We start from the raw sequence: 22,018 nt of genomic DNA, 5'->3' as shown, positions 1-22,018 counted from the left end.
TCAGATGTGTATAAGAGACAGGCATCTTCACCGCGCAGCAGGATCTCGTTGCCAAAGTGGCGAAAGAAGAGCTGGTTGATCAGCTGGTTCATTTCTACACCGCCGCCGCCGTGGCTTAACTGAATTTCTCTCATTGGATCCCCATATATCGGTAGTAGGCATTGCAGGCCCCTTCGGAGCTGACCATGCAGCTGCCCATGGGCTGGGTCGGGGTGCAGCCCCGGCCAAAGACTTTGCACTGGTTCGGTTTGGCCAGGCCGCGCAGGATATCGGCGCACTGGCACGCCTTGTGGTCATCGATGGGAGTCTGATTGAGCGCGAAGTGACGTTCTGCATCGCGTTTGGCGAAGGCATCGCGCAGGCGCAGGGCGGAATCGTTGATATCGCCAAGACCTCGCCAGCGAAAGTGCTCGCGGGTCTCGAAAAAGCGCTCGACCAGCCGCTGGGCGGCTTTATTGCCGCTGGCGGTGACGGCGCGGCTGTATTGCACCTCCAGCGCGTAGCGACCCTCCACCTTCTGGCGCACCATCATCAAGAGTGCCTCCATCACGTCCACCGGCTCGAAGCCGCTCACCACCACCGGCACCTGATAGCGATCGACGATGGGCAGGTAGATATCGGCGCCGGTGATGACGCTGACGTGGGAGGGGCCGATAAAGGCGTTCACCTTGGCCACCCCGTCGGCCATCACCGCATGAATGGCGGGGGGCACCAGCACATGGTTGATATGAAACAGCAGGTTCTCAATCCCCTCAGCTTCAGCCGCAGCCAGCAAGGCGGCGGTCATGGGGGTGGAGGTCTCGAAACCGATGGCGAAGAAAACCACGGTTTTCTCGGGGTTCTCACGGGCGATACGCAGGGCATCGAGGGGGTCATAGACCGGACGGATATCGCTCCCCTTGGCCCGCTGCTGGGCCAACGTGCCTTTGGAGCCCGGTACCCGGATCATGTCCCCCAGGGTGACCAGAATGACGCTGGGCTGGCTAGCCAGCTCGATGGCCTGATCGATGCGCTCTTTTGGCATGATGCAGACCGGGCAGCCGGGGCCGTGGACAAACTCGATGCAGGCGGGCAGCAGCTGGTGCAGGCCGTACTTCATGATGGTGTGGGTATGGCCGCCACACACCTCCATCACCCGCAGCGGCTCGGGCAGATCCTTGGCCAGTTCTGTAATTTGGGCGGCGAGGGCACGGATCACCTCGGGCTGGCGAAAGCCCTGAAACAGGTCATTTAAGGTCAGCATGGCAAGATATCCTGTTTGGGCATCAGGGCCACCATCTGGCGGAAGCTCTCGAGGCTGGCCTGCGCCTCCTCTTCGTCAATCTTGCTCATCACAAAGCCGATGTGGAGCAGCACATAGTCGCCAATGTTGAGAGGCTCTTCGAGCAGCATGCAGCTGACGCGCCGCTGCACCCCCAAGGTATCGACGGTGACGCAGTTATCTTCGGGGTGCAGCTGCACCACCTGAGAGGGGATGGATAGACACATGGATTTCAGGACTCCGACAAGGTGGCACAACCGGCTGTGGCAGGCTGGTGCGTGGCAATATGGTGGATGGCAAACCAGAGCTGACCGGCGGCGATGCCACCGTCATTGAGCGGCAGGGTTTCGCTGGTCAATACCTGCCTGCCAGCGGCTTCGAGAGTGGGAACAAGCTGATCCATCAGCACCCGGTTTTGAAAGACGCCCCCCCCTAGCGCCACCGGATAGCCGGGGAAGCGTTCGGCAAGGGCGATGACCAGATTGCTGATGGCGCGGATAAAACCGGCGGCCAGGCTGGCGGTGGAGGTGCCTTGGCGCCGCTCGCTGACAAGGGTATTGATGAGCTCGGCCCACTCGATCTGCAGCGGCCCTTCCGCTGATTGGCTGAGATCAAAGGCAAGGGGGAAGGGCGCTTCATCGGGGGCCAACTGCAAGGCGGCTGCCTCCAGCAGGAGTCCCGCTTCGCCCTCGTAATCGGGGGTGTCGATCACTCCCAAGAGCGCCGCCACCGCATCGAACAGCCGACCGATGGAGCTGGTGTAGGGGGTGTTGCGACCCAGCTGCCAGAGCTGATGCAGATTGCTGATCCGCTCAGCGGGCAGTTGCTTGATCAAAGGAATATCGAGGGCGCTGATCTGCTCAGGGCTGTGCGATTCAAACAGCAGCCCCAGCAGCTGACGTACCGGCTCGCGGATGGCCGCCTCGCCGCCGATCAGCTTGAAGGGGGCAAGGTGGGCAACCCGCTCAAATCCCTGAACGTCTGCGATCAGCAGCTCGCCGCCCCAGAGGGTGCCGTCATCGCCAAGGCCGGTGCCATCGAAGGCAACACCCAGCACCGGGCCTGTGATGTTGTGCTCGGCCATCACTGCCAGCAGGTGGGCGTGATGGTGCTGCACCTCGAGGTGGGTCGCACCCTGATCGCGGCAATAGCCCTTGGCCCACTGATGGCTGAGGTAGCCGGGGTGGCGATCCGAGACCAGCAGTTCTGGCTTGAGATCGTAGAGATCGCGAAAGGTCGCTAGGGTCTGCTCGAAGTGCACCTGCATCGGCAGGCTGTGCAGATCGCCGATATAGGGGCTGTAGATGCGCTGGCGACCGAAGGCGAGCGCCAGCTGGTTCTTCTGTTGCGCCCCGACAGCCAAGAGCGGCGCCTTGACCGCCTCTTGCAAGCTGGGAGTGCAGGGGGCATAGCCACGGGCGAGGCGCAACGTCTGGCGTCGCCCGCCTGCCCACTGCACCAGACTGTCGTCGCAGGGGTGCAGAATGGGGCGGTTGTGATCCAGGATGCCGTCAATCTCGCTGCCGAGTTCCCTGACCACCGCCTCGCACTCGATAAGGATCGGGCTGCCGCGACCATTGGCGCTGGTGGCCACCAGCGGCATGGCGCAGGCGTCCAGCAGCAGCTGATGGAGCGGGGTATAGGGGAGCATGACGCCAAGGTAGGGGATGCCGGGGGCAATCCCCTCGGCCAGCGGCGCAGTTGTCAGTTGGGATTCTGACGGTCGATCATCGTTTTTGCGCTTGCGCAGCAAGGTGATGGGTCTGGCCTGAGAGGCGAGCAGTTGCCACTCGTCTTTGCTGCCGGTGACATGCAATTTGGCCTCGGCAAGGGAGCCTATCATCACCGCCAGAGGCTTGCGCGCGCGCCGCTTGAGCATTCGTAATCTGGCAACACTCTGTTCATTGCGGGCATCACACATCAGGTGATAACCCCCCATGCCTTTGACCGCGATAAGCTTGCCCGCTTGCAGGGCGCGGGCGGCGGCGTGCAGGGCCTCTTTGCGTTCGGCCAGCGCATTTCCATTGCCGCTGAGCCAGCTGAGATAGGGCCCGCACTCGGGGCAGCTCACCGGCTGGGCGTGGTAGCGTCTGTCCAGCGGGTTTTCATAGGCCGCCGCGCAGCGCGGGCACATGGCAAAGCCTGCCATGGCGGTATGGGGTCTGTCATAGGGGAGGCTGCGGATGATGGTGTAGCGCGGGCCGCAGTGGGTGCAGTTGGTAAAGGGGTAGTGGTGGTGGCGATCGCTTGGATTGGCCACGTCCCGGGCGCACGCCTCGCACATCCCCTGATCCGGCGAGATGGCGACCGTGGCCGCGCTCTGCTGCTGACTCGCTTTAATTCGAAACTGGCCATGAAATTGGCCATCAAAGTCGGGATCATGAGTGAGGGGCAGTTCCCGCTCGCTGAAATGATCGATGCGGCTAAGTGGCGGCGCCAGTTCCCGCAGTTCGCGGGCAAAGCTGGCGAGCTGTTCAGGCGATCCTTCGGCGCCGATGGTGACGCCGTTGGCATCGTTCAGCACATAGCCGGCAAGGCCGTGGCGCAGTGCCAGCCCATAGACGAAGGGGCGAAAGCCGACCCCCTGTACGATGCCGTCGATATGAAATTCACGGCGCAGCCGGTTGGCCACAGGATTGGCAGAGCCAGAGGGGGCAATGGTGGCGCTCATGCCGGCTCCATCTCATCTTGAGTGGCTGGCAGACGCAGCACCCGGCGCTCGTTCTCCTCGCGCCGCACCCAGCCATCCATCTCCATGCGCAGGCAGAACGGAATGGCGTATTTGCGCGACAAGCCGGTGATCTCCTTGAGGGATGCCATGTCGATCAGATCTCCCACCTGCTGGCCCGCCAGCACAGCGGCGACCATCTGGTTGTAAAGCTCGGCGTCGTAGTAGATGGGGCCATCGAGCTGCACCAGATACTTGAGTCGCGCCAGATTGCGCAGCTGCTTTTGCAGGGCACCTTTTTGTTGCAAGCCCTGCTGCAGGGCTGCGGGCAGCTTGCGGGTGATAAAGGGATCCAGCTCCACTCCGCCGGGGCCCAGTTTACCTGGCTCGTACCCCTCCTTGCCTTGATCTCGCACCACCTTGAGCACCAGCTGCGCCTCTTCCCCCAGATCATCTTCCGACTCTCCGCTGCCCTGCTGCCACTTGTCATGGTGCAGGCGAACAAGCTGCTCGCTTTTGAGCTGCTGGAGCAGGGCCTGAATGACCGGCAGGGCGATGCCAAAGCGGGTTGCCAGCTCGGCGGCGCTAAGCGGTTCGCTGGCCAGGGTAGCGAGCAGCTGGTCGCGGCTTTGGGCCAGCCAGCAGTTATCCAGCAGCCAGTTACCGAGGGGGGTGACCTGCTCTGGCCGCTGGTCAAAGCGGCTGGCCAGCACATAGCCGTTGAGCCCCAGCTGCAGGGTGGCCGGGTTGTAGCGCTCCAAGTCATCAGGTAGCTCACCCAGCAGGGTGTGCAGCGTCTTGCGTCTGGCGGGATGGATGTCGCCGCACCAGACGATGCGGGCGCCGTGCAGCAGTTCGCTGCTGCCGTGGCGAATGATGGCGAGCGGCTGTCCGAAGAAGCAGGGGATAGGGCTGGTAAAGATCAGCCGCGCCAGCCGGGTCTCTTTTATTGGCACAAAGCGCGCCCGGCCATGCCAGCTGCCGAGGGCCACCTCCACCTCGCGGTTGCGCTGCTCCCGAATGCTGCCGCCGACCTCGCAGAGCCGCACGATAAGGTGGGTTGCCGCCTCGCACTGGCCGACAGTGCTGGTAAGACAGTGACCACGTGCCACCTCCTTGTGGGGCACTTTTTTCAGGCCCACCGCTACCCGGCAGACGGCGCCGATCTCGTCGACGCTCTGGTGATAGGCCTGCAGGGAGCGCACCTGCACCTCCCGATCGGCGGGGTAGAGGCGCAGCTTGTCCCCCACCTTGAGGCGGCCCTGTTGCAAGGTGCCGGTGAGCACAGTGCCGGTACCATTGGCGGTAAAGACCCGGTCTACATAGAGGCGCGGTGCGCCCTGCTCGCGGGCAGCTTGTGAGGCTGGCAGATCGGCCAGCTGACGTACGATAGCGGCGTGCAGGGCAGCCATATTGGCGCCGGTTTTGGCGCTGACGCTGACGATATCGGGCACCATGCCGCTCTCGTCCATTACCCGCTCCAGCAGGCTCTCTTCCAACAGCAAAAGCTCGTCGGAGCTGACCAGATCGCACTTGTTGATGCAGACCAAGAGACGCGGCACCCCCATCGCCTTGAGCAGGCGCAGGTGATCGCCGGTCATCGGCATCCACCCCTCGTCGGCGGCAATCACCAGCAGCACCAGATCCAGACTCCAGAGCCCCGCCACCATGTTGCGGATATAGCGCTCGTGGCCGGGCACGTCGATGACGCCTATGGTGTTGCCCTGACCGTCGTCGAAGTGGGCAAAGCCGAGATCCTGAGTCATGCCGATGGCCTGCTCATGGGCGCGAGCCGTGGTGATGCCGGTGAGGGCCTTGATCAGCAGGGTCTTGCCGTGATCCACGTGGCCGGCAAGACCGATAACGGCGCGATAGGGGGTCATGGGATCAGGGCTCCTCGGTTGCATTTGTTGCATTGAACGGGGCGGGCAGCAGCAACTCCCTGAGTTGGGCGATCAGCAGTTCCATCTCGGTCGGCAGCAGGGTGGCCATATTGAGCAGCACCTTCTGCTGGCGCACCGTGGCGATGACCGGGACGGGGAGTTCGCGCAGAGCATCAAGCAGCTGCTGGGCCGGGCGCGGGTCGGTACATTCGAGCGCAGGGGCCGGGTAGAACTCGTCCGGCAAGGTGCCGCCACCTACCACCAGCTGGGCGGGGACCGGCACAAAGCAGCCGGGCAGGGCGGCCATCAGCCGGGAGGCTCTCGCCTGCATGGCGGCCGGGTTGCTCAAGGTGCGCTGGGCAATGCCCTCGCCGACGGGAGATTTGTTGAGCTTGTGAATGAGCAGGCGTTCGAGCAGGGAGTAGACGATGCGGCTCGGGCGGAAGGTGCGCATCATGGGGTGTTTTTCCAGCCGCTTGATAAGGTCGCTGCGGCCACTGATGATGCCCGATTGCGGGCCCCCCAAGAGCTTGTCGCCTGAGTAGCAGACCAGATCCGCCCCCGCCTTGATGTACTGGCGCACCGAGGTTTCATCCGGTGCAAACTCTTCGGTGGTCAAGCCGGAGCCCTGATCCACCGCCAGCACCACGTGTTCGGGCAGGGCGCGGGCCACCTCGCCGATATCGGGGGATTCGGTAAAGCCGCGAATGGCGAAATTGGATCTGTGCACCATCAGCACCAGCGCGGTCTGATCGGTGATGGCATCGAGGTAATCTTTGGCGGTAGTGATATTGGTGGTGCCCACCTCCACCAGTTTGGCGCCGGAGAGCGCCAGAATGTCGGGGATGCGAAAGCCACCGCCAATCTGGATCTGCTCGCCGCGCGAGACGATCACCTCGCGCCCCTTGGCCACCTCCTGCAGCAACAGGAAGAGGGAAGCGGCGTTGTTGTTGACCACCAGCGAATCTTCGGCCTGGGTGAGGCAACGGAGCAGGGGAGAGATCAGCCCCTTGCGCCCGCCGCGTTTGCCGGTGGCGAGATCCAGCTCCAGATTGTTGTAGCCGGTGTTGAGGTCGCGCACCTCGTCCCACAGTTCGCTACAGAGCGGCGAACGCCCCAGATTGGTATGCACCAGGGTGCCGGTGGCGTTGATCACCCGGGTCTGACGCTGGCGCAACTGCTGCCGGCAGCGCTTGGCAATCAGTGCCTCGATCTGCTCGGGGGCAACGCCATGCTGGCGAAAATCTTCGCTCTGGCGTAGCTCGCTCAGGGTGTCGCGCACCGCCTGAGTCACCAGCGGGCGGCTCAGCGCTTCGATAAAACCGGCGAGAAAGGGTTGCTGCAGCAGCTGTTCTACTTGCGGCAAGCGGCGCGTTTGTTGCTGGCCGGGCTGTTGCTGAGAATCTGGCTGTGAATCGTCGGCAGCCGTACCTGATGCGGGCTGGCGATGGGGGATGGCTGGCGCGTGAGACGAGTTCGGCATGGGATTACCAGTGCAGTGCGTGGGTTCGGGATGCGCACCGGTTTGCCGATAGAGAGGCCGAGCTGACGGGTTATGGCACTGCTGGCGATTTGCGGATGAGTGCAAACTGGATGCATCAATGATGCGGGTATAAATTAATGCTGCATCGATGCTGATAAATTAATTTTTGGCCAGCGAGATAACCTGAGTTCGGATTATATTGGCAAGCGGCAAGCACCTTTTTTAAGGTATTACTTCAAACATATTGAACAAACAATGGAAATAACATCCAGGCCGAAAAATTAAGCGAGAGAGTATTTGTTCAATAGATGAATTTGGCGGAAGAGGCAGGAATCGAACCTGCCAAAGCCTTCTCGGCTCACATCGGTTTTGAAGACCGAGGAGGCCACCAGACCCCATCAACTTCCGTAACGGTCGCCATTTTGTGGCAAATTTCTGTGACTGGCAACGCTTTTTTTGTCATAAAAAAGCGAGAGTTAGCGATTTTTTGAAAAAATCAAAGAACCTTGTTTTATATCAAGTCCAGCACAATTAGCCCGATGTTTTTAATTTAACATCGGGCCTCGATCACATTGCCGTAACCGTCGGTCAATAACGGTCGTTAACAACTCGATAAATAATCACCGCTTGGCGTTGGCAATATTCCACTGATCCAGTTTATCTATTAACAGACTGGTGTCACTGGCGGCATCAAGATGCTGATAAAGATAATCCATCGCCTCGCTCACCATCTCGGTCATCGGGAAGGAGAACGCCACGATGGCCGGTTGTACCCCGACAAAGATCACCTCGGGGATAAAGGTCTTGAGTTCGTCGATCAGGAAATTGAGCGGCATATTGTGGGTCGAGAAGATAAACATCTCGGCGATGGTCTCGGGGGGGATCACCTGCAGGGTACCCGCCTTCTGGCCGATCTCGGCGGCATCTACCAGCACCACCCGCTCAGGTTGCAGCTCCCGCACCTTGTAGACCACATTTTCCGGCGCGATGCCGCCGTCGATATGGATCCAGCCGGGCAGGGGGGCGGCTTGCAGTTTGTCGGCAAGATAGGGGCCGGCACCGTCGTCCCCCATCATGGCATTGCCTACGGTCAACACGAGATTGCAGCCCATCAGCGGCTCCTTACCATCAGGTACATATGGGGGTCGTTAAAGAGGGCGGTGAGCTGATCCATAAAGATGTTGGTCCAGCCCAGCTCCTGCTCATCGAGCAGATTGTCGGCTTTGCGCAGTCGGTCGAAGGCGCAGGCCAGCATATGGCAGTGCTCGCGATAGATGGTGATCTCGCCAAAGGTGAGAAACCCCTCCATCTTGCGGCGCGCTTCGCTCCCCTGTGGCAGCTTGGCCACCCAGTCGCGATAACCGGTCAGCGAGCAGACCAGGTCTGCTCGCAGGCAATCGACGATGCCGAGGTGGTGGCCGATGGCGAGGCTGTAGTACATCACCTCCTTGGCCTCTTCCGGCACGTCGAACTGCTCGTCGACGAACTTGCGCGAGAGGCGATAGAAGAAAACCTCGTCAGCCATGCACCGCCTCTCCCTTGCCGGCCGCCCGGTTGAGGCAGGCGTTTGCGAGGTTGTTGACGATCTCAGCTAGGCGGGGATCGTCGTGCTGATCGAGGTAGCTCTGGATGCGCAGATCCACATCCTGCTGGGTCGCCCCTTCGAGCAGGGCCATGAACTCGTCGGCGATGATCCGCCCCTGACGATAACCGGCCATGCGGCGCGCTTCGCGCTCGATCATCACCCGGATTTCATTGGGGATGCCGGTGTGGCGCAGTTCGACCCGCTCACCCGGTTGCACCTCGTGGCTGGTGGCTTTGAGTTTCTGCTCAAGCAGACCGAGCGCCACGGCAAAGCCATAAATGGTAGCCGCCGGTGTCGGAGGGCAGCCCGGGATATAGACATCCACTGGCACGATTTTGTCGGTGCCGCCCCAGACGCAGTAGAGGTCGTGGAAGATGCCGCCGTCACAGCCGCAGGCGCCGTAGGCGATGCAGATCTTGGGATCGGGCGCCGCCTCGTAGGCGCGCAGGGCCGGTACCCGCATCGCCCGGGTCACTGCGCCGGTAAAGAGCAGGATGTCGGCGTGGCGGGGGGAGGCAACCACCTTGATGCCGAAACGCTCGGCATCGAACAGCGGGGTGATGGTAGCGAAGATCTCGATCTCGCAGGCGTTGCAGCCGCCGCAATCGACCCGGTAGACATAGGCCGAGCGGCGAATGTCCTTGAGCAGGGTCTTCTTGAGTTTGGTGATCTCGGGATCCTGTGCCAGCGGCACGGCGCGGGTATGGGCATGGCCGACAACCGGTTCTATGCCTTTGATCTTGCTCATCACATCCACTCCTGTTGTGTGGCCATCGGTGTGGCTATCGGTGTGATCAGGGCCGAGTCAGGCTGGCTCAGCATGCTCTGTTTTCGTTTGCAGTCGGGGCAGTGGTGCAGCCGCTCCGGGGTCGCCAGCGGTGTGCCCGCCTGCTTGAGGGTATCCTCCACCAGCGCCACCAGCTTGCTCGGGGCAAAGTAGGTGCCGCACAGGGTGCAGGGGGCCAGCGCGAAGCGGGCCTCCTCATAGAGATCCGCCTTGTTGGTCACCGCCAGCTCGAACTCGGGGGAGAGGGCGATGGCGCGGGTCGGGCAGACCTCCTCGCAGCGGCCGCAGAAGATGCAGCGCGCCATGGAGATCTCCCAGCGCCGTTCGCCGGTCTCCATGTCCACTTCCATCACCAGCGCGTTGGCCGGGCAGGCCTTGGTGCAGGCGGCGCAGGCGATACACTGATCCGCCTGATATTTCGGTTTGCCGCGAAAATCCCGGTTCACCTCGTAAGGGGCGAAGGGGTACTTGGCGGTCGGGGTGCCAGCCTTGAGGATGGTCTTGAACAGCTTGATCATGATGACCCCTTATTTCAGCGGAGAGTTTTTGCGATCGATGCCGTAGCGCTCGATCTCCTTGTAGGAGACCACGGTGGATTTGCCCTTCCTGGGGTCGACCAGGGTGACCCGGTCGGTACAGGAGTAGCAGGGATCCAGACTGCCGATGATGAGCGGCGCATCCGCCACGGTATTGCCGCGCAGCATGTAGCGCAGGGCAGGCCAGTTGGCGTAGGTGGCGGCGCGGCAGCGCCAGCGGAACAGCTTCTGGTTGTCGCCAGTCATGCTCCAGTGGACGTTCTCGCCGCGGGGCGCTTCGGTAAAGCCCAGCGCAAACTTGCCCGGCTGGTAGGTGAACCCTTCGGTCAACAGCGGCCCTTCCGGCAGGTGCTCCAGGCCGAACTCAATCATGTCGAGGGAGTCGTAGAGCTCGTGGATGCGCACCAGCACCCGGGATTGCACGTCGCAACCCGCCTTGGTCTGGATCTCCATCGGCAGCTCGCGGTAGCCGGCAAAGTCGTGGACCCGGCGCACGTCGCGCTTGAAGCCACTCGCCCGCACCATGGGGCCGACGCAGCTGAAATCGCGGGCAATCTGCGGGTCGAGCTTGCCGATACCGATGAGGCGGGAGGAGATGTTGGCGGTATCCAGCAGCATGGCCACCAGGGGTTTGAGCTCATCACGCAGCTCGCGCACCAGCTGGGCCCCCTTGATGCGATCTTCCTTGAATATGTCGCGGCGCACTCCGCCAATCAGGTTGAGGCCGTAGGTCTTGCGGGCGCCGGTCAGCAGCTCGGCCAGGGTCATGGATTTTTCCCGCACCCGGAAGAACTGCATAAAGCCGGTGTCGAAACCGGTGAAGTGGCTCGACAGGCCGATGTTGAGGATATGGCTGTGCAGGCGCTCCACCTCCAGCAGCACGGCGCGGATCATCTTGGCCCGCTCCGGCACCGGAATGCCCATAGCGTTCTCTACCGAGGTGGTGTAGGCGACGCTGTGGGTAAAACCGCAGATGCCGCAGACCCGGTCGGTCAGAAACGCCACTTCGTTGTAACCCATGCGGGTTTCGGCCAGCTTCTCCATGCCGCGATGGACATAGAAGAGGCGGTAGTCGGCATCGATGATGTCTTCGCCATCGACGAACAGACGAAAGTGCCCCGGTTCATCCGAGGTGATGTGCAGCGGGCCGACCGGCACGATGCGGTTGGCATCACTGCCGAGTTCGTTGACGAAGGGGTAGGTCTCGGTGTCAGTGGTGGGCATCGGGCGCTGGCGATAATCCATGGCGTCCTTGCGTAGCGGGTGGATATCCTCCGGCCAGTCGTCCGGCAGTACCAGACGGCGTTCGTCCGGCAGGCCGATGGCGCGCAGGCCGTACATGTCGCGGATCTCCCGCTCGCCCCACACCGCCGCCGGAATGGTCGGGGTGATGGAGGGGTACTCCTGGGTATCGGCATCCACCAGCACCTTGACGGTGATCCAGCACTTGGTGTCGCCCTCCATGGAGAAGACGTGGTAGACGGCGAAGTGGCCGTTGAGGCTGCGCTCGTCATTGGCAAAGGAGAGGGGAAGCCAGCCCCCCAGCTGATGGAAGATCAGGCTGGCGGTCTCGACCAGACTGGTGGGCTTGACGGTGATGGTGGCCTGATCGGCGGTTTGCCACTCCTCGTCGACGATGGCGTGGGGCAGTTGTGCTCGCACCTGCTGGATGTAGTCGCAGCCGATGCGATCCGAAATGGCGATGGTCATGCAGTTCTCACTTTAATGTTCGGGAATGAGCATTCACAAATGATGAAATCGGAAAAAGTTTCTGTGCTGGCGGGCATGATTCAGACCCCGACCAGATAGGCGAGCAGCGCCAGCAGAGCCAGCCCCAAGCCGTAGCGGGTGAGCTTGTGGGTGCGCACGAACTGGGTACGGGCCATGGCGTTTTCGATGATGCCAGCCAATAAAAAGGCCACCAGCAGCTTGCAGGCGAGGATCAGCGCCGCACCGATGAGCGCGGGCAGACTCCAGTTGGCCGCCTTGCCGAAGGGCAGGAAAATGACCAGAAAGAGCTGCACCACTACCAGTTGCTTGAGGCCGATGGAGAGCTTGAGCAGGGCCAGGCCCGCACCGGAATACTCGGTGAGCGGCCCCTCTTGCAGCTCCTGCTCGGCTTCGGCGCAGTCAAAGGGCAGCTTGCCCATCTCGACAAACACCGCGAAGGCGCAGGCGGCACCGGCCAGCAGGGTGGCGATGGGCGCGGCCAGTGGCTGGGTCGCCACATAGCTGCTGATGTTGCCCAGATCCGAGCTGCCCACCATCATCGCCATGATGAAGCAGGCGAGCACCAGAATGGGCTCCACCAGAATGCCGAGGGTCAGCTCGCGGCGGGCACCAATACCTGCAAACATGCTGCCGCTGTCGAGCCCCGAGAGGGAGAAGAAGAAGCGGAAGATGGCGAACAGATAGATATCGGTGATGAGATCCCCGGCGATGGGGAAGGGGGACTCGTGAGTCAGGGTTGGCAGCGCCATCCCTACCAGCAAGAGGGCGGCGATGAGCAGCGCAGGCATCAGGTTGAAGATGATGCCGGCAGGCTCGGGGGTTACCTCCTGACGGCGCAGGAGCTTGGCGATATCCCGGTAATCCTGCAGCAGGCCCGGCCCCTGACGGGAGTGCATCTTGGCCCGCAGCACCCGGGTGAAACCGGTGGCGAGCGGTGCCAGCGCCAGCATGGCGATGGCCTGGGTCAGGGCGAGGGCAACCATGCCCCAGCTCGGCATTTCAAGAACAGGCATATCAGACTCCTACAGCCATCAGGATAAAGAGCGCCAGCACAACGCCATTTATTAAAGAGAGCAGCAGCTTGCCGGTGTTGCCGCAGGTATCGCTCACCCCGTGCAGGGCGCTGGCCAGATCGAGCTGCGGCTGCTTGCGATAGAGCGGCGCGCAGAGTTGGCGCAAGGTGTGGGTGACACCGCCAGAGGTGAGGCTCATGCGCTCCTCATAGGCGTAACCACAAGCCCACGGGGTGCCAGCGTGACGACGACCCAGCTTGGGCCCCTTGAAGATGGCCAGTACCAGCAACGGGATGAGGAACAGACCCAGCAAGGTGATGGCGATAACGGGTGGGGAGAGGATCGCCTGGCTGCTATCGAGTGGCAGCAGGGTGGCGCCGGTGGCGACACTCATTTGGCTGGCAACCAAGGCTTGGCCATAGCTGGCGATATGGGGGGCAATCCAGGGGGCGCCCAGACCCAGCACCAGACAGACCGCGGCCAGCAGCAGGGTGCCTGCCACCATGGTGCCCGGCACTTCGCGGGCGTGGCTCGCGTGTTCGCTGCGCGGTGCGCCGCAGAAGCAGATGCCGTACACCTTGACGAAACACATCACCGCCATGGCGCCGGTTACCGCTAGCATTACTACCGCGAGCGGCGCGACGACAGAGGTGCCGAGTTTGGTCATGGAGAGCAGGGATTGGTAGATAAACCACTCGCTGACAAAGCCGTTGAGCGGCGGCAGCGCCGAGATGGCCATGGCACCGATGAGGAACGCCAGCGCAGTCCAGGGCATCAGCTTGGCCAGGCCCCCCATCTTGTCCATATCCCGGGTGTGCAGGCGGAACATCACAGAGCCGGTGCCCATAAAGAGCAGGCTCTTGAAGATGGCGTGGTTGAGCAGGTGATAAAGCGCACCCAGCAGCCCCAGCACCACCAGTGCCGGTTGCTGGTTGGCGATGCCGATCATGCCGATCCCCATCCCCATCAGGATGATGCCGATGTTCTCCACCGTGTGGTAGGCGAGCAGCCGCTTGAGATCGTGCTCGGCCAGCGCAAACAGCACCCCGAGCACTGCCGAACAGGCTCCGAAGATCAGCACCACATAGCCCCACCAGAGCTGGCTGGCGCCGAGAAAATCGATGCTGACCCGCAAGATGCCAAAGAGACCCAGCTTCACCATCACACCGGACATCAGCGCCGAGATATGGGAGGGCGCAACGGGCTCGGCCACCGGCAGCCAGCCGTGCAGCGGCACGAAACCGGCGCGCAGGCCAAAACCGCAAAAGCTGAGCAGGAACACCAGAGAGGCCAATGCGCCCGCCAGATGGTGCTCGCGCAGTGCGGCGAACTCCAGCGAACCGCTTTCACGGCAGAGCAGCCAGAAGGCGATCAGCACCAGTGCCATGCCTATATGGTTCATCACCAAGTAAAGCCGGCTCTGTTTGGCAGCATCCGGGTTGGTCTTGACCAGCCAGTAGGTGGTGAGGGTCACCAGCTCGTAGCAGAGCAAGAAACCGAGCGCATTGTCGGCCAGCACCATGCCCACCATGGCAAAGAGGAAGAGGTTCATCAGCGCGCCGATGGCCACATCCCCCTTGCCCTGATATTCGCGGATATAGGCAAAGGAGTAGAGGGCGACGGCGACGCCGACGGTGCTAATCACCAGCAGCATCAGCGCGGCCAGCATGTCGAGGTGCACCGAGCCCAGCAGCCAGAGCTGGCCGTCGACGGGGGTGCCTTGGGCAAAGATCTGGATGGCGGCGACCAGACCCGCGAGCGAGCCCAACAGGGCAAAGCCGCTATTGAGGCGGTTGGCCAGTGCGGGCAACTTTTGCAGGAGCAAACCGGCGGCAGCGCCCAGCAAAAAGAGCAGGAGCGTGGCCATAACAAGGGGGGACAACATCAGCGGGCTCCCTCTGTGGTGGATAAATCGGATGCAGGGAGCGCTGTGGCAGGCGCCGAGAAGGCGGAGGCCCCTTGCGGGTTGGTGTCGGCCGCTTGCTGGCGACGGATACGGGCGGCGCGTTCGGTGTCGCCGTCATTGACCAGCTTCAGTGCCTGGGAGGGGCAGGCACCGACACAGGCCGGGCCATCGGCGCGAAACTCGCACAGGTCGCACTTGACCGCGATGCTGCGCACCCCCGGCTCCCAGCTCAGCAGATCCTCGCCAAAGCAGTGCAGGCCGGCAGAGGTGGAGGGGTTGCTGGAGCGGATGGAGCAGGGGATATAGGTGTCGTAACTGGTGGCCACGGCCACCGGACGGCTGCCGCCGCTCTGGATGGCGCCAAAGGGGCAGGCCACGGCGCAGAGATTGCAGCCGATGCAGAGCGACTCGTTGAGTTGCACGCAATCGCCGGTCTGGCGAATTGCCTCGACCGGGCACACCTTGATGCAGGGGGCATCGTCACAGTGACGGCACTGAACCGGCATGGTCGCCTGCTCGTGTCGCATAACGGTTAAACGGGGGGCTTGCTGCAAACCTTGCGCCTTGTGTACCTCGCTGCAGGCCGCCATACAGGTGCCACAGCCGATACAAAGCTTGGGGTCAGCGATAACGAAGCGGTTCATAGCCTACCTTGTCGTGTCGCGAACGGAGAAAGTAGGGGCAGGTTGGCAAGATACGGGCCAGAATGGTTTTTGCAGCGAAATTGGTTTTAAGTTGCTGTTTTTAAATAAATAAAAATCTTCATGGGATTGGTTGAAAGGGCTGGTATGGCTGTCGAACTGTGACGTTCGTCACTTGTGACGAAGGTATCGACAGAGAGTGTTGGCAGTGATCACAGAAATTTATTGAAGTTAGAGCTGTTGATTGGCTCCTTATTGCTGAAACAGCGAGACTTGGTTCATGCATAAAATGACTTGTGACATTGGGATAAATAACAAAATTGTTGATAGTTGGAATGGACAAGAAAGATATTTTCATATCTGAATAATTTGGATAGGATTCTTATGAGTGCCAATCGCTTTGTTTTGTGTAACTTTTGAGCATAAGTGATGCACGTAGGGCGATGCTTTAATAATTAAAGGATTTTATTTAAAGCAGCCATAATAAGAAACAACTGAAGTTGATAAAAATGATCAAAAAAATGAAAGCTTCCATAGCTACGGTTTTGTCGGTGATAAGTTTCAACGGTCTGGCTGCAGAATCAGGAATAACACATTTTTCAAATTGTGATGCCTCCTTTTTTACTGCTGCGGCTAATAACCCACTGTTAAAAACAATTCCTGAAAGATTATACTCATCAAATTTAAAGAAAGATAAAAAGGTAAAGCTTGACTTGCATTACACAACACCGGAAGGAATAGAGGTATCCGGTTTTGTTGTAACCTACACAGACTTTGATGCGTATAAAGAATATACGCCGATGGATGTGAGAGGACAGTTTTATTACTGGGGATTTACATCAACCCAACCTATCGAAACTGTGGTCGCTCTTATGTCGAAGACATTGAGTTTGCAAAAGTTGGACAATGAGAATTATGTTTTTAATCCAATGATAAAAAATGCAGGCTCAAACTGGGTGAAGAATAACTCTGCTGTTACAGGTATATCTCCTGCAGAGAAAACAACAGAAAAAGTATTTATAATTGAGAAGGCAGATAATCAAACGGTAGAAATACTCTGCTCCCTGCAAGGTAGTGTTAGTCAGCAAGATTTATATGAAGCAGGAGTACAGAAATGACATCTAAATCATTTTTCATTGGATTGCTGGCTGTATTTTTATCAGGTTGTGCTGGTGTAAAGAAAGATGAGCCTTTACCGAAAGGGTATAGCTTGGCAAGCTCAAATGACTCGATGGATACATATTTTGTCAAACCTGACTCATGGTTCTATAAAGGCAATAAAAATGTGCGTCAGTTAGAGGTGGTTAAAGCACTAAAAAAAGAAGATGAAGTGGAGGGGCATAAATTTATTGCAATTAAAACGAAATATGTGTTTGATTGCGAGAATAAAAATAAATACACAAAAATCCCAAGTGGCTTTTTTGATAATAAATATGCGATTGGGAAGCCTGTTGTCCCATTTCCTTTTAGCTCTAGTCGTTGGTTATTCGCCAAGGATGGATCATCAGAGGGTGTGATGTGGGATGTGCTTTGTGTTCAGCTAATGGCTGAGGTAGATGCGAAATCGTAATGTCACTTTAACGTGTTCTTTATATAAGAATAGAATTTTCGCTGGGTTTATATTCCCTCAAGTTCAATAAGTAAAATGAATATGCAAATAGAGAGGGAGGCCAATGCCTCCCTCTCTATTTGCTGACGTTTTTTATGCCATCAAGAGGCCATCAACCCGCCATCAGATATCCACCTGGGATCCAAGTTCGATAACCCGGTTGGGCGGGATCTCGAACTGATCCGGCGCGCGCAGGGCGTTGCGCTGCAGCAGCATAAAGAGCTTGCCGCGCAGATAGAGATACCAGGGGCGGTCTTTCATGATGAGCGACTCGTGGGCCATAAAGAACGAGGTCTCCATCATCCGGCAGCTCAGCCCCTCGGCGTTGCAGCGGTGGAAGATCTCCTCCACGTTCGGGGTCTCGCGCCAGCCGTAGCTTGCTACCACCCGCCAGAAGGTGGGGGAGAGCTGCTCGATGCAGACCCGGCGCACATTGTGGACGTAGGGGACATCCTCCACCCGCAGGGTGAGCAGGATGATCCGCTCGTGCAGCACCTTGTTGTGCTTGAGGTTATGGAGCAGCGCATGGGGGATCACATTGACCACCCGCGACATATAGACAGCAGTACCGGCCACCCGGGTCGGCGGGGATTTCTCCAGCGAGGCGATCATCGGCTCAAGGGAGTTGCCGTGCTCGTTCAGGCGACGAATAAGCTGGAGACGCTCGCTCTTCCAGCTGGTCATCACGGTGAACATTACCGCGCCCAGGGTGAGCGGCAGCCAGCCGCCGGAGAAGATCTTGGCGAGGTTGGCGGCAAAGAGCGGCACGTCGATACAGAGCAGCGCGGCAAACAGGATGGCCACCAGATACTTGTTCCAGTGCCAGCTGTTCTTGGCCACCGAGCAGGAGAGGATGGAGGTGAGCACCATGGTGCCGGTCACCGCGATGCCGTAGGCCGCCGCCAGATTGCTGGAGTGCTCGAAGCTCATGATGACGATCACCACCGAGATATAGAGCATCCAGTTGATGACCGGAATATAGATCTGGCCGGACTCCTGCTCGGAGGTATGAACGATGCGAATGGGGGAGAGATAACCGAGGCGCACCGCCTGCCGGGTCAGCGAAAAGACCCCGGAGATCACCGCCTGCGAGGCGATCACCGTCGCCATGGTCGCCAGCAGCAGCAGCGGCACCAGCGCCCATTTCGGCGCGAGCAGGAAGAAGGGGTTGGCAATAGCGGCGGGGTTACTCAGCAGCAGCGCCCCCTGACCGAAGTAGTTGAGCACCAGCGAGGGCAGCACCACGATAAACCAGGCGAGGCGAATGGGATTTTTGCCAAAGTGGCCCATATCCGCGTAGAGCGCCTCCACCCCGGTGATGGCCAGCACCACGGCGCCGAGGGCAAAGAAGGAGGTGGTCTGGTACTGGGCAAAAAAGCGCACCGCCCAGATAGGGTTGAGCGCACCCAGCACCTCGGGATTGTGGATGATGCCGCGCAGCCCCAGCACCGCCAGCGTCATAAACCAGATCAGCATGATGGGGGCAAACAGCTTGCCCACCATGGCGGTGCCATGTTTCTGGATGGCAAACAGCAGGGTCAGCACCAGCACCGAGAGGGTGACAATATAGGGGTCGAGGGCGGGGGTGAGAATGCTCAGACCCTCGATGGCCGACATCACCGACATCGCCGGGGTGATCACCACCTCGCCATAGAAAAAGCTGCCGCCAATCAGGCCGAGGATGATCAGCAGCGGCGTCCAGCGGGTGGAGGCGTTGCGGGTCGCCAGCGACATCAGGGTGAGAATGCCACCCTCGCCGGCGTTGTCGGCCCGCATCACAAAGGAGAGGTACTTGACCGACACCACCAGGATCAGCAGCCAGAAGATCAGCGAGAGAAAGCCGAGAATGGAGGCCGGCTCGACGCCGAACCCGAATTGACCTGACAGGCACTCGCGCAAGGTATAGAGCGGGCTGGTGCCGATATCGCCATAGACTACGCCAATCGCCGCCAGCATGACGCCGGGAGTGGCTTGTTGTTTATCACAGTTCATGAGTTCATCTTGTCAGTTTGATGTTTACACGTTTGCCAACGCACAGCTGCCCGACCTACCAAGAGAGTCGTGATATTTAATCGGGAGAGAATTAATGGATTGCGATGGGAAAGGGCGCTAACGGAATAGTGATCTGCTTGTCATGGAACACAGTCTGTTCATCTGTCATTAAGCTTATAATGACACACACTCTGCGGGACTATGCTCAGTTATAAATAATCAAAAGTTCAATTTGAGTAAGAGAATTAATTATCCGGTGATTGAAATATATGGCGGGGAAGCGGGGAACTGATTGTTTTATCTGTGGATCTTTTTTTTGGTCGCTATTTTTATCGAAGCGGCTGGAAAATAGATGATAAAATGCTGACCAATAAATGAATAGTACTGTGGGTAAAGAGGCCGAATTAGGTGGCAATAGAGCCTCTATTTGATATGTAAGAGGGAAGGGATGACGGAAACGTAAAGTGGCCGCCATAAAAGCAGCCGCTATCAAGTAAAATGAGAGAGGATATAAACGTAGCACCGCTAATTAAATGCGTAAGAGCAGAGGTGTTACGGCACTAAAAATAAACATGGTTTTTATATAGCGGAGACCACCTTCACAGTAGGCCGCCGCTATGTTTAAATCAAATTGGTAATCAGATGACTAGTTCTGTGAAAAAAATGAACTCAATTCATCTCTATAGTTAATGTTGTGATTTGTTTTCAATTGGTCCACTAGATTCCTTATCTTTGCTCCATTTCGGCTGCCACTTTGCACTTCGTGCTCATTTATAGCCTTTCTTATATTACTAGAAATTTCAGATGGTATGTGATGAGATATCTGAACTCCAAGTAAATTTGGGAATGTATTTCGATAAATATTATTCACCGAGTCTTTTGATGGTGTAAAACTAATATAGTTGTATAAGAAATCAGGTCGCATATAACAGCTGACAGGATATTTTTCTTTAAATAGCTTAGATATGGTTCTATGTGTAACAGTATCTGAGGATAGCCACCATGTCTTGTAACCCTCTAGAGATGATTTTCTTTCACCAAATTTATCGCGCATTGCATAAATTGTTAGAATTAGTGATGCATCAGTTCTTGCCTTATCTTCTGATTTTTTAGCTATCTTTAAAGCCTCATATAAAACTTCAAAATCTTCATGGTCAATAGGAGCATCAATTTCACTATGAGTTACAAATTCAATACCAAATTCATTCTGTAAAAAGTCAATAATTTCTTGTTGAGTATCAGAGCCGCCGACTGTAATAAAATTTGAAATAAAATCATAATAACTTATTTTTCTACCCTCTTTTAGTGAGTGTACATATGCTCTTACCAATATTTGGTCAATCAACTCTGGTGCATCATCAATGTAGAATTGAAGTTGTTTTTCATACTCATTTCTAAAAATATGAATGGAGCGTTTAATATGAAAGTCCAATTCACTGATAATGCTGTCATTTACTATTAATCTTACTCCGCGTGCGGTCGCAGCCTTCAATAGACTCCAATATCGTTTATTTTGTGGTTCTAAAAATATTTCTGAAAGAGCAGGAACCAATATTGAAGTACATACAAAAATGTGCATGTGACCAGCCATAGACTGGAAAAAGTCGATAACCTTTGGCTCACACTTAAGTAGGAATAGCATTTGATATGTCTTTGATAGCGCACGGAGATATCCTTTGCTCTCAACGCTGCCATTGTACATAAGGTCTCTAATTGAGATAATAATAGCATTTACTAACCTATCATCCTTAATGCCTTTATAATTTTTGTCTCTGACAATTTCCTCTACTGTACTTGAAAGGCTTAATTCAAAAGAATCCTTCAACCCATCATTAAGTAAAAAATCAGAAAACTCTAGACCTTGGTGGTAAAATATTTTTTCTAATATTGTTTTTAATAGCCCTGCAACGTCAGTGATGCCACTTAAATTACCATTTTTTAGGTTTTTCTCTACGACACTCTCTGCTTCAGCCATAAATGCTGAATATAGAGCTTCATCCCTTATATTATCAGATAATATTTCAAGTCTAGTGTTGTAAGGTAAGCAATACTTATTTATTGTTGTGTGGTGATTTATTCTTCGACGTTCTTTACTACATAAAGATTTTAGCCGTTTATTTATTTTTGATTCAATTCTTTCCATGTTAAAATCAATGAGAGTTCTTACGGAATTAAGGATTTCATCGGCGGATAAAAATATTTTTTTATCTGGATCAGTATCTCTCAATGAATATAAAATCAGGCTTTCAATTAGCTTTTCATTGGTTCTCTCTATTTCATCAGTACCACCAATTTGTTGTGTCAAAAATACATAAAGGTCGGGGCGTGATATATAATCAGTAACATGAAAAGCGTTTTGTGGCCTAGCATCCGAAAAACTATACCGTAAAGTGAAGCTTTTCATACATGCTTGTGTTGCTTGGTTTTTATTAATATTATTAGCTAGCCAAGATAGGTCGAATATTCTAAGGTTAATTTTTTCTTCTTCGAAGTATTTATCAATCAGTAAATCCTTGTCTACAACTGATTGGTTAGTAATGTAATATAGTGTTTGATAATCAAGGTTGTTTTTCTTTAATGTCAGGATAGTACGTCTTATTTTTTGATCTGGTACCTTGTCTATGCTCATTTGATAAATGGAACGAGAGTTTTGATATGCTTCTGAACAATAGTCTAATCCATCAATACCTCTATCGTGTATACCACCTGAAGGTACAAAATTATAACCCATTATATGTGTCAGTAGCTCTTGAGAAAGTTTTTCAAAAAGAAAACCATCTTTTATTGCTGAGAGTGTTTCTTTAACGTGCTCTACTGGAAAATAATCCCTCATTAAAAAGTCCTCTAATTTAACCAAGAAAATAATTTTATGACTTGTGTGGATGATTAGTAAGTATGTTGGTCTCCAAGTGAGACATGTTAA

At 56.6% G+C, this 22,018-nt stretch carries 17 protein-coding genes and 1 tRNA gene; 2 read left to right on the top strand and 16 right to left on the bottom strand.

Translation table 11 applies throughout. The annotated features are described in order from the left end of the window. Window positions 1–130: 130 nt before the first annotated feature. From hypD to AACR93_RS11895, 14 genes are all read right to left on the bottom strand, one after another. The gene (gene hypD / locus AACR93_RS11960) at window positions 131–1,243 is read right to left on the bottom strand and encodes a hydrogenase formation protein HypD (protein WP_043850925.1); all 1,113 of its coding nucleotides are present in this window, start codon (window positions 1,241–1,243) and stop codon (window positions 131–133) included. Then, a complete protein-coding gene (locus tag AACR93_RS11955) occupies window positions 1,237–1,488 on the bottom strand; it encodes a HypC/HybG/HupF family hydrogenase formation chaperone (protein ID WP_043819819.1) in 252 nt (83 codons plus the stop codon). The genes hypD and AACR93_RS11955 overlap by 7 nt, the downstream gene beginning before the upstream one ends. 5 nt (window positions 1,489–1,493) lie before the next feature. Further along, window positions 1,494–3,932, bottom strand: a complete 2,439-nt coding sequence (hypF, locus tag AACR93_RS11950) for a carbamoyltransferase HypF (RefSeq protein WP_043850924.1) — start codon at window positions 3,930–3,932, stop codon at window positions 1,494–1,496. Then, complete coding sequence (selB, locus tag AACR93_RS11945; RefSeq protein WP_043850923.1) at window positions 3,929–5,812, bottom strand: selenocysteine-specific translation elongation factor; 1,884 nt, start codon at window positions 5,810–5,812, stop codon at window positions 3,929–3,931. The genes hypF and selB overlap by 4 nt, the downstream gene beginning before the upstream one ends. Window positions 5,813–5,816: 4 nt before the next feature. Beyond that, the gene (selA, locus tag AACR93_RS11940) at window positions 5,817–7,295 is read right to left on the bottom strand and encodes an L-seryl-tRNA(Sec) selenium transferase (RefSeq protein ID WP_043850922.1); all 1,479 of its coding nucleotides are present in this window, start codon (window positions 7,293–7,295) and stop codon (window positions 5,817–5,819) included. 315 nt (window positions 7,296–7,610) lie between these two features. Further along, a tRNA-Sec gene (locus tag AACR93_RS11935) sits at window positions 7,611–7,702 on the bottom strand. Between the two features lie 213 nt (window positions 7,703–7,915). Beyond that, window positions 7,916–8,407, bottom strand: coding sequence for a hydrogenase maturation peptidase HycI (gene hycI / locus AACR93_RS11930; protein WP_043850921.1), 492 nt, complete (start codon window positions 8,405–8,407; stop codon window positions 7,916–7,918). Beyond that, window positions 8,407–8,820 (bottom strand): formate hydrogenlyase maturation HycH family protein, encoded by a 414-nt coding sequence (locus AACR93_RS11925; protein ID WP_043850920.1) that lies wholly within the window; start codon window positions 8,818–8,820, stop codon window positions 8,407–8,409. The genes hycI and AACR93_RS11925 overlap by 1 nt, the downstream gene beginning before the upstream one ends. Further along, on the bottom strand, window positions 8,813–9,628 hold the full coding sequence (locus tag AACR93_RS11920) for an NADH-quinone oxidoreductase subunit B family protein (RefSeq protein WP_005301886.1): 816 nt from the start codon (window positions 9,626–9,628) through the stop codon (window positions 8,813–8,815). The genes AACR93_RS11925 and AACR93_RS11920 overlap by 8 nt, the downstream gene beginning before the upstream one ends. Next, a complete protein-coding gene (locus AACR93_RS11915) occupies window positions 9,628–10,185 on the bottom strand; it encodes a formate hydrogenlyase complex iron-sulfur subunit (RefSeq protein WP_043850919.1) in 558 nt (185 codons plus the stop codon). The genes AACR93_RS11920 and AACR93_RS11915 overlap by 1 nt, the downstream gene beginning before the upstream one ends. A 9-nt stretch (window positions 10,186–10,194) precedes the next feature. Continuing rightward, a complete protein-coding gene (locus AACR93_RS11910) occupies window positions 10,195–11,913 on the bottom strand; it encodes a hydrogenase large subunit (RefSeq protein WP_043850918.1) in 1,719 nt (572 codons plus the stop codon). 80 nt (window positions 11,914–11,993) lie between these two features. After that, complete coding sequence (locus AACR93_RS11905; RefSeq protein WP_043850917.1) at window positions 11,994–12,947, bottom strand: respiratory chain complex I subunit 1 family protein; 954 nt, start codon at window positions 12,945–12,947, stop codon at window positions 11,994–11,996. Window position 12,948: 1 nt separating this feature from the next. Further along, the gene (gene hyfB / locus AACR93_RS11900; RefSeq protein WP_043850916.1) at window positions 12,949–14,832 is read right to left on the bottom strand and encodes a hydrogenase 4 subunit B; all 1,884 of its coding nucleotides are present in this window, start codon (window positions 14,830–14,832) and stop codon (window positions 12,949–12,951) included. Next, complete coding sequence (locus AACR93_RS11895) at window positions 14,832–15,497, bottom strand: 4Fe-4S dicluster domain-containing protein (protein ID WP_043850915.1); 666 nt, start codon at window positions 15,495–15,497, stop codon at window positions 14,832–14,834. Before AACR93_RS11895 ends, hyfB begins: the two co-directional genes overlap by 1 nt. A 518-nt stretch (window positions 15,498–16,015) precedes the next feature. Between AACR93_RS11895 and AACR93_RS11890 the strand changes: the two genes are divergently transcribed. Next, window positions 16,016–16,612 carry a hypothetical protein gene (locus tag AACR93_RS11890; protein ID WP_156152950.1) on the top strand — a complete coding sequence of 199 codons (597 nt, stop codon included), beginning with the start codon at window positions 16,016–16,018 and terminating at the stop codon, window positions 16,610–16,612. Further along, the gene (locus AACR93_RS11885) at window positions 16,609–17,064 is read left to right on the top strand and encodes a surface-adhesin E family protein (RefSeq protein WP_052497071.1); all 456 of its coding nucleotides are present in this window, start codon (window positions 16,609–16,611) and stop codon (window positions 17,062–17,064) included. The genes AACR93_RS11890 and AACR93_RS11885 overlap by 4 nt, the downstream gene beginning before the upstream one ends. 162 nt (window positions 17,065–17,226) lie before the next feature. Here the strand turns inward: AACR93_RS11885 and kup are convergent, their stop codons facing one another. After that, window positions 17,227–19,095, bottom strand: a complete 1,869-nt coding sequence (gene kup / locus AACR93_RS11880) for a low affinity potassium transporter Kup (protein ID WP_043850913.1) — start codon at window positions 19,093–19,095, stop codon at window positions 17,227–17,229. A gap of 646 nt (window positions 19,096–19,741) precedes the next feature. Further along, window positions 19,742–21,928, bottom strand: coding sequence for a hypothetical protein (locus tag AACR93_RS11875; protein ID WP_156152949.1), 2,187 nt, complete (start codon window positions 21,926–21,928; stop codon window positions 19,742–19,744). Window positions 21,929–22,018: the final 90 nt, after the last annotated feature.

This window comes from Aeromonas sp. L_1B5_3 (genome assembly GCF_963866575.1).
Taxonomy (GTDB): Bacteria; Pseudomonadota; Gammaproteobacteria; order Enterobacterales; family Aeromonadaceae; genus Aeromonas; species Aeromonas jandaei.
Note: the sequence above shows the minus strand (reverse complement) of the source record. Positions and strands in the feature narration are given on the sequence as shown.

What these genes read in the sequence shown, in the direction of transcription:
- hypF (WP_043850924.1), bottom strand. Translation starts at nt 3,932, where the DNA reads ATGAGCGCCACCATTGCCCCCTCTGGCTCTGCCAATCCTGTGGCCAAC.
- AACR93_RS11910 (WP_043850918.1), bottom strand. Translation starts at nt 11,913, where the DNA reads ATGACCATCGCCATTTCGGATCGCATCGGCTGCGACTACATCCAGCAG.
- kup (WP_043850913.1), bottom strand. Translation starts at nt 19,095, where the DNA reads ATGAACTGTGATAAACAACAAGCCACTCCCGGCGTCATGCTGGCGGCG.
- selB (WP_043850923.1), bottom strand. Translation starts at nt 5,812, where the DNA reads ATGACCCCCTATCGCGCCGTTATCGGTCTTGCCGGCCACGTGGATCAC.
- AACR93_RS11920 (WP_005301886.1), bottom strand. Translation starts at nt 9,628, where the DNA reads ATGAGCAAGATCAAAGGCATAGAACCGGTTGTCGGCCATGCCCATACC.
- AACR93_RS11955 (WP_043819819.1), bottom strand. Translation starts at nt 1,488, where the DNA reads ATGTGTCTATCCATCCCCTCTCAGGTGGTGCAGCTGCACCCCGAAGAT.
- AACR93_RS11915 (WP_043850919.1), bottom strand. Translation starts at nt 10,185, where the DNA reads ATGATCAAGCTGTTCAAGACCATCCTCAAGGCTGGCACCCCGACCGCC.
- AACR93_RS11890 (WP_156152950.1), top strand. Translation starts at nt 16,016, where the DNA reads ATGAAAGCTTCCATAGCTACGGTTTTGTCGGTGATAAGTTTCAACGGT.
- AACR93_RS11925 (WP_043850920.1), bottom strand. Translation starts at nt 8,820, where the DNA reads ATGGCTGACGAGGTTTTCTTCTATCGCCTCTCGCGCAAGTTCGTCGAC.
- AACR93_RS11895 (WP_043850915.1), bottom strand. Translation starts at nt 15,497, where the DNA reads ATGAACCGCTTCGTTATCGCTGACCCCAAGCTTTGTATCGGCTGTGGC.
- hycI (WP_043850921.1), bottom strand. Translation starts at nt 8,407, where the DNA reads ATGGGCTGCAATCTCGTGTTGACCGTAGGCAATGCCATGATGGGGGAC.
- AACR93_RS11905 (WP_043850917.1), bottom strand. Translation starts at nt 12,947, where the DNA reads ATGCCTGTTCTTGAAATGCCGAGCTGGGGCATGGTTGCCCTCGCCCTG.
- hyfB (WP_043850916.1), bottom strand. Translation starts at nt 14,832, where the DNA reads ATGTTGTCCCCCCTTGTTATGGCCACGCTCCTGCTCTTTTTGCTGGGC.
- AACR93_RS11875 (WP_156152949.1), bottom strand. Translation starts at nt 21,928, where the DNA reads ATGAGGGATTATTTTCCAGTAGAGCACGTTAAAGAAACACTCTCAGCA.
- hypD (WP_043850925.1), bottom strand. Translation starts at nt 1,243, where the DNA reads ATGCTGACCTTAAATGACCTGTTTCAGGGCTTTCGCCAGCCCGAGGTG.
- AACR93_RS11885 (WP_052497071.1), top strand. Translation starts at nt 16,609, where the DNA reads ATGACATCTAAATCATTTTTCATTGGATTGCTGGCTGTATTTTTATCA.
- selA (WP_043850922.1), bottom strand. Translation starts at nt 7,295, where the DNA reads ATGCCGAACTCGTCTCACGCGCCAGCCATCCCCCATCGCCAGCCCGCA.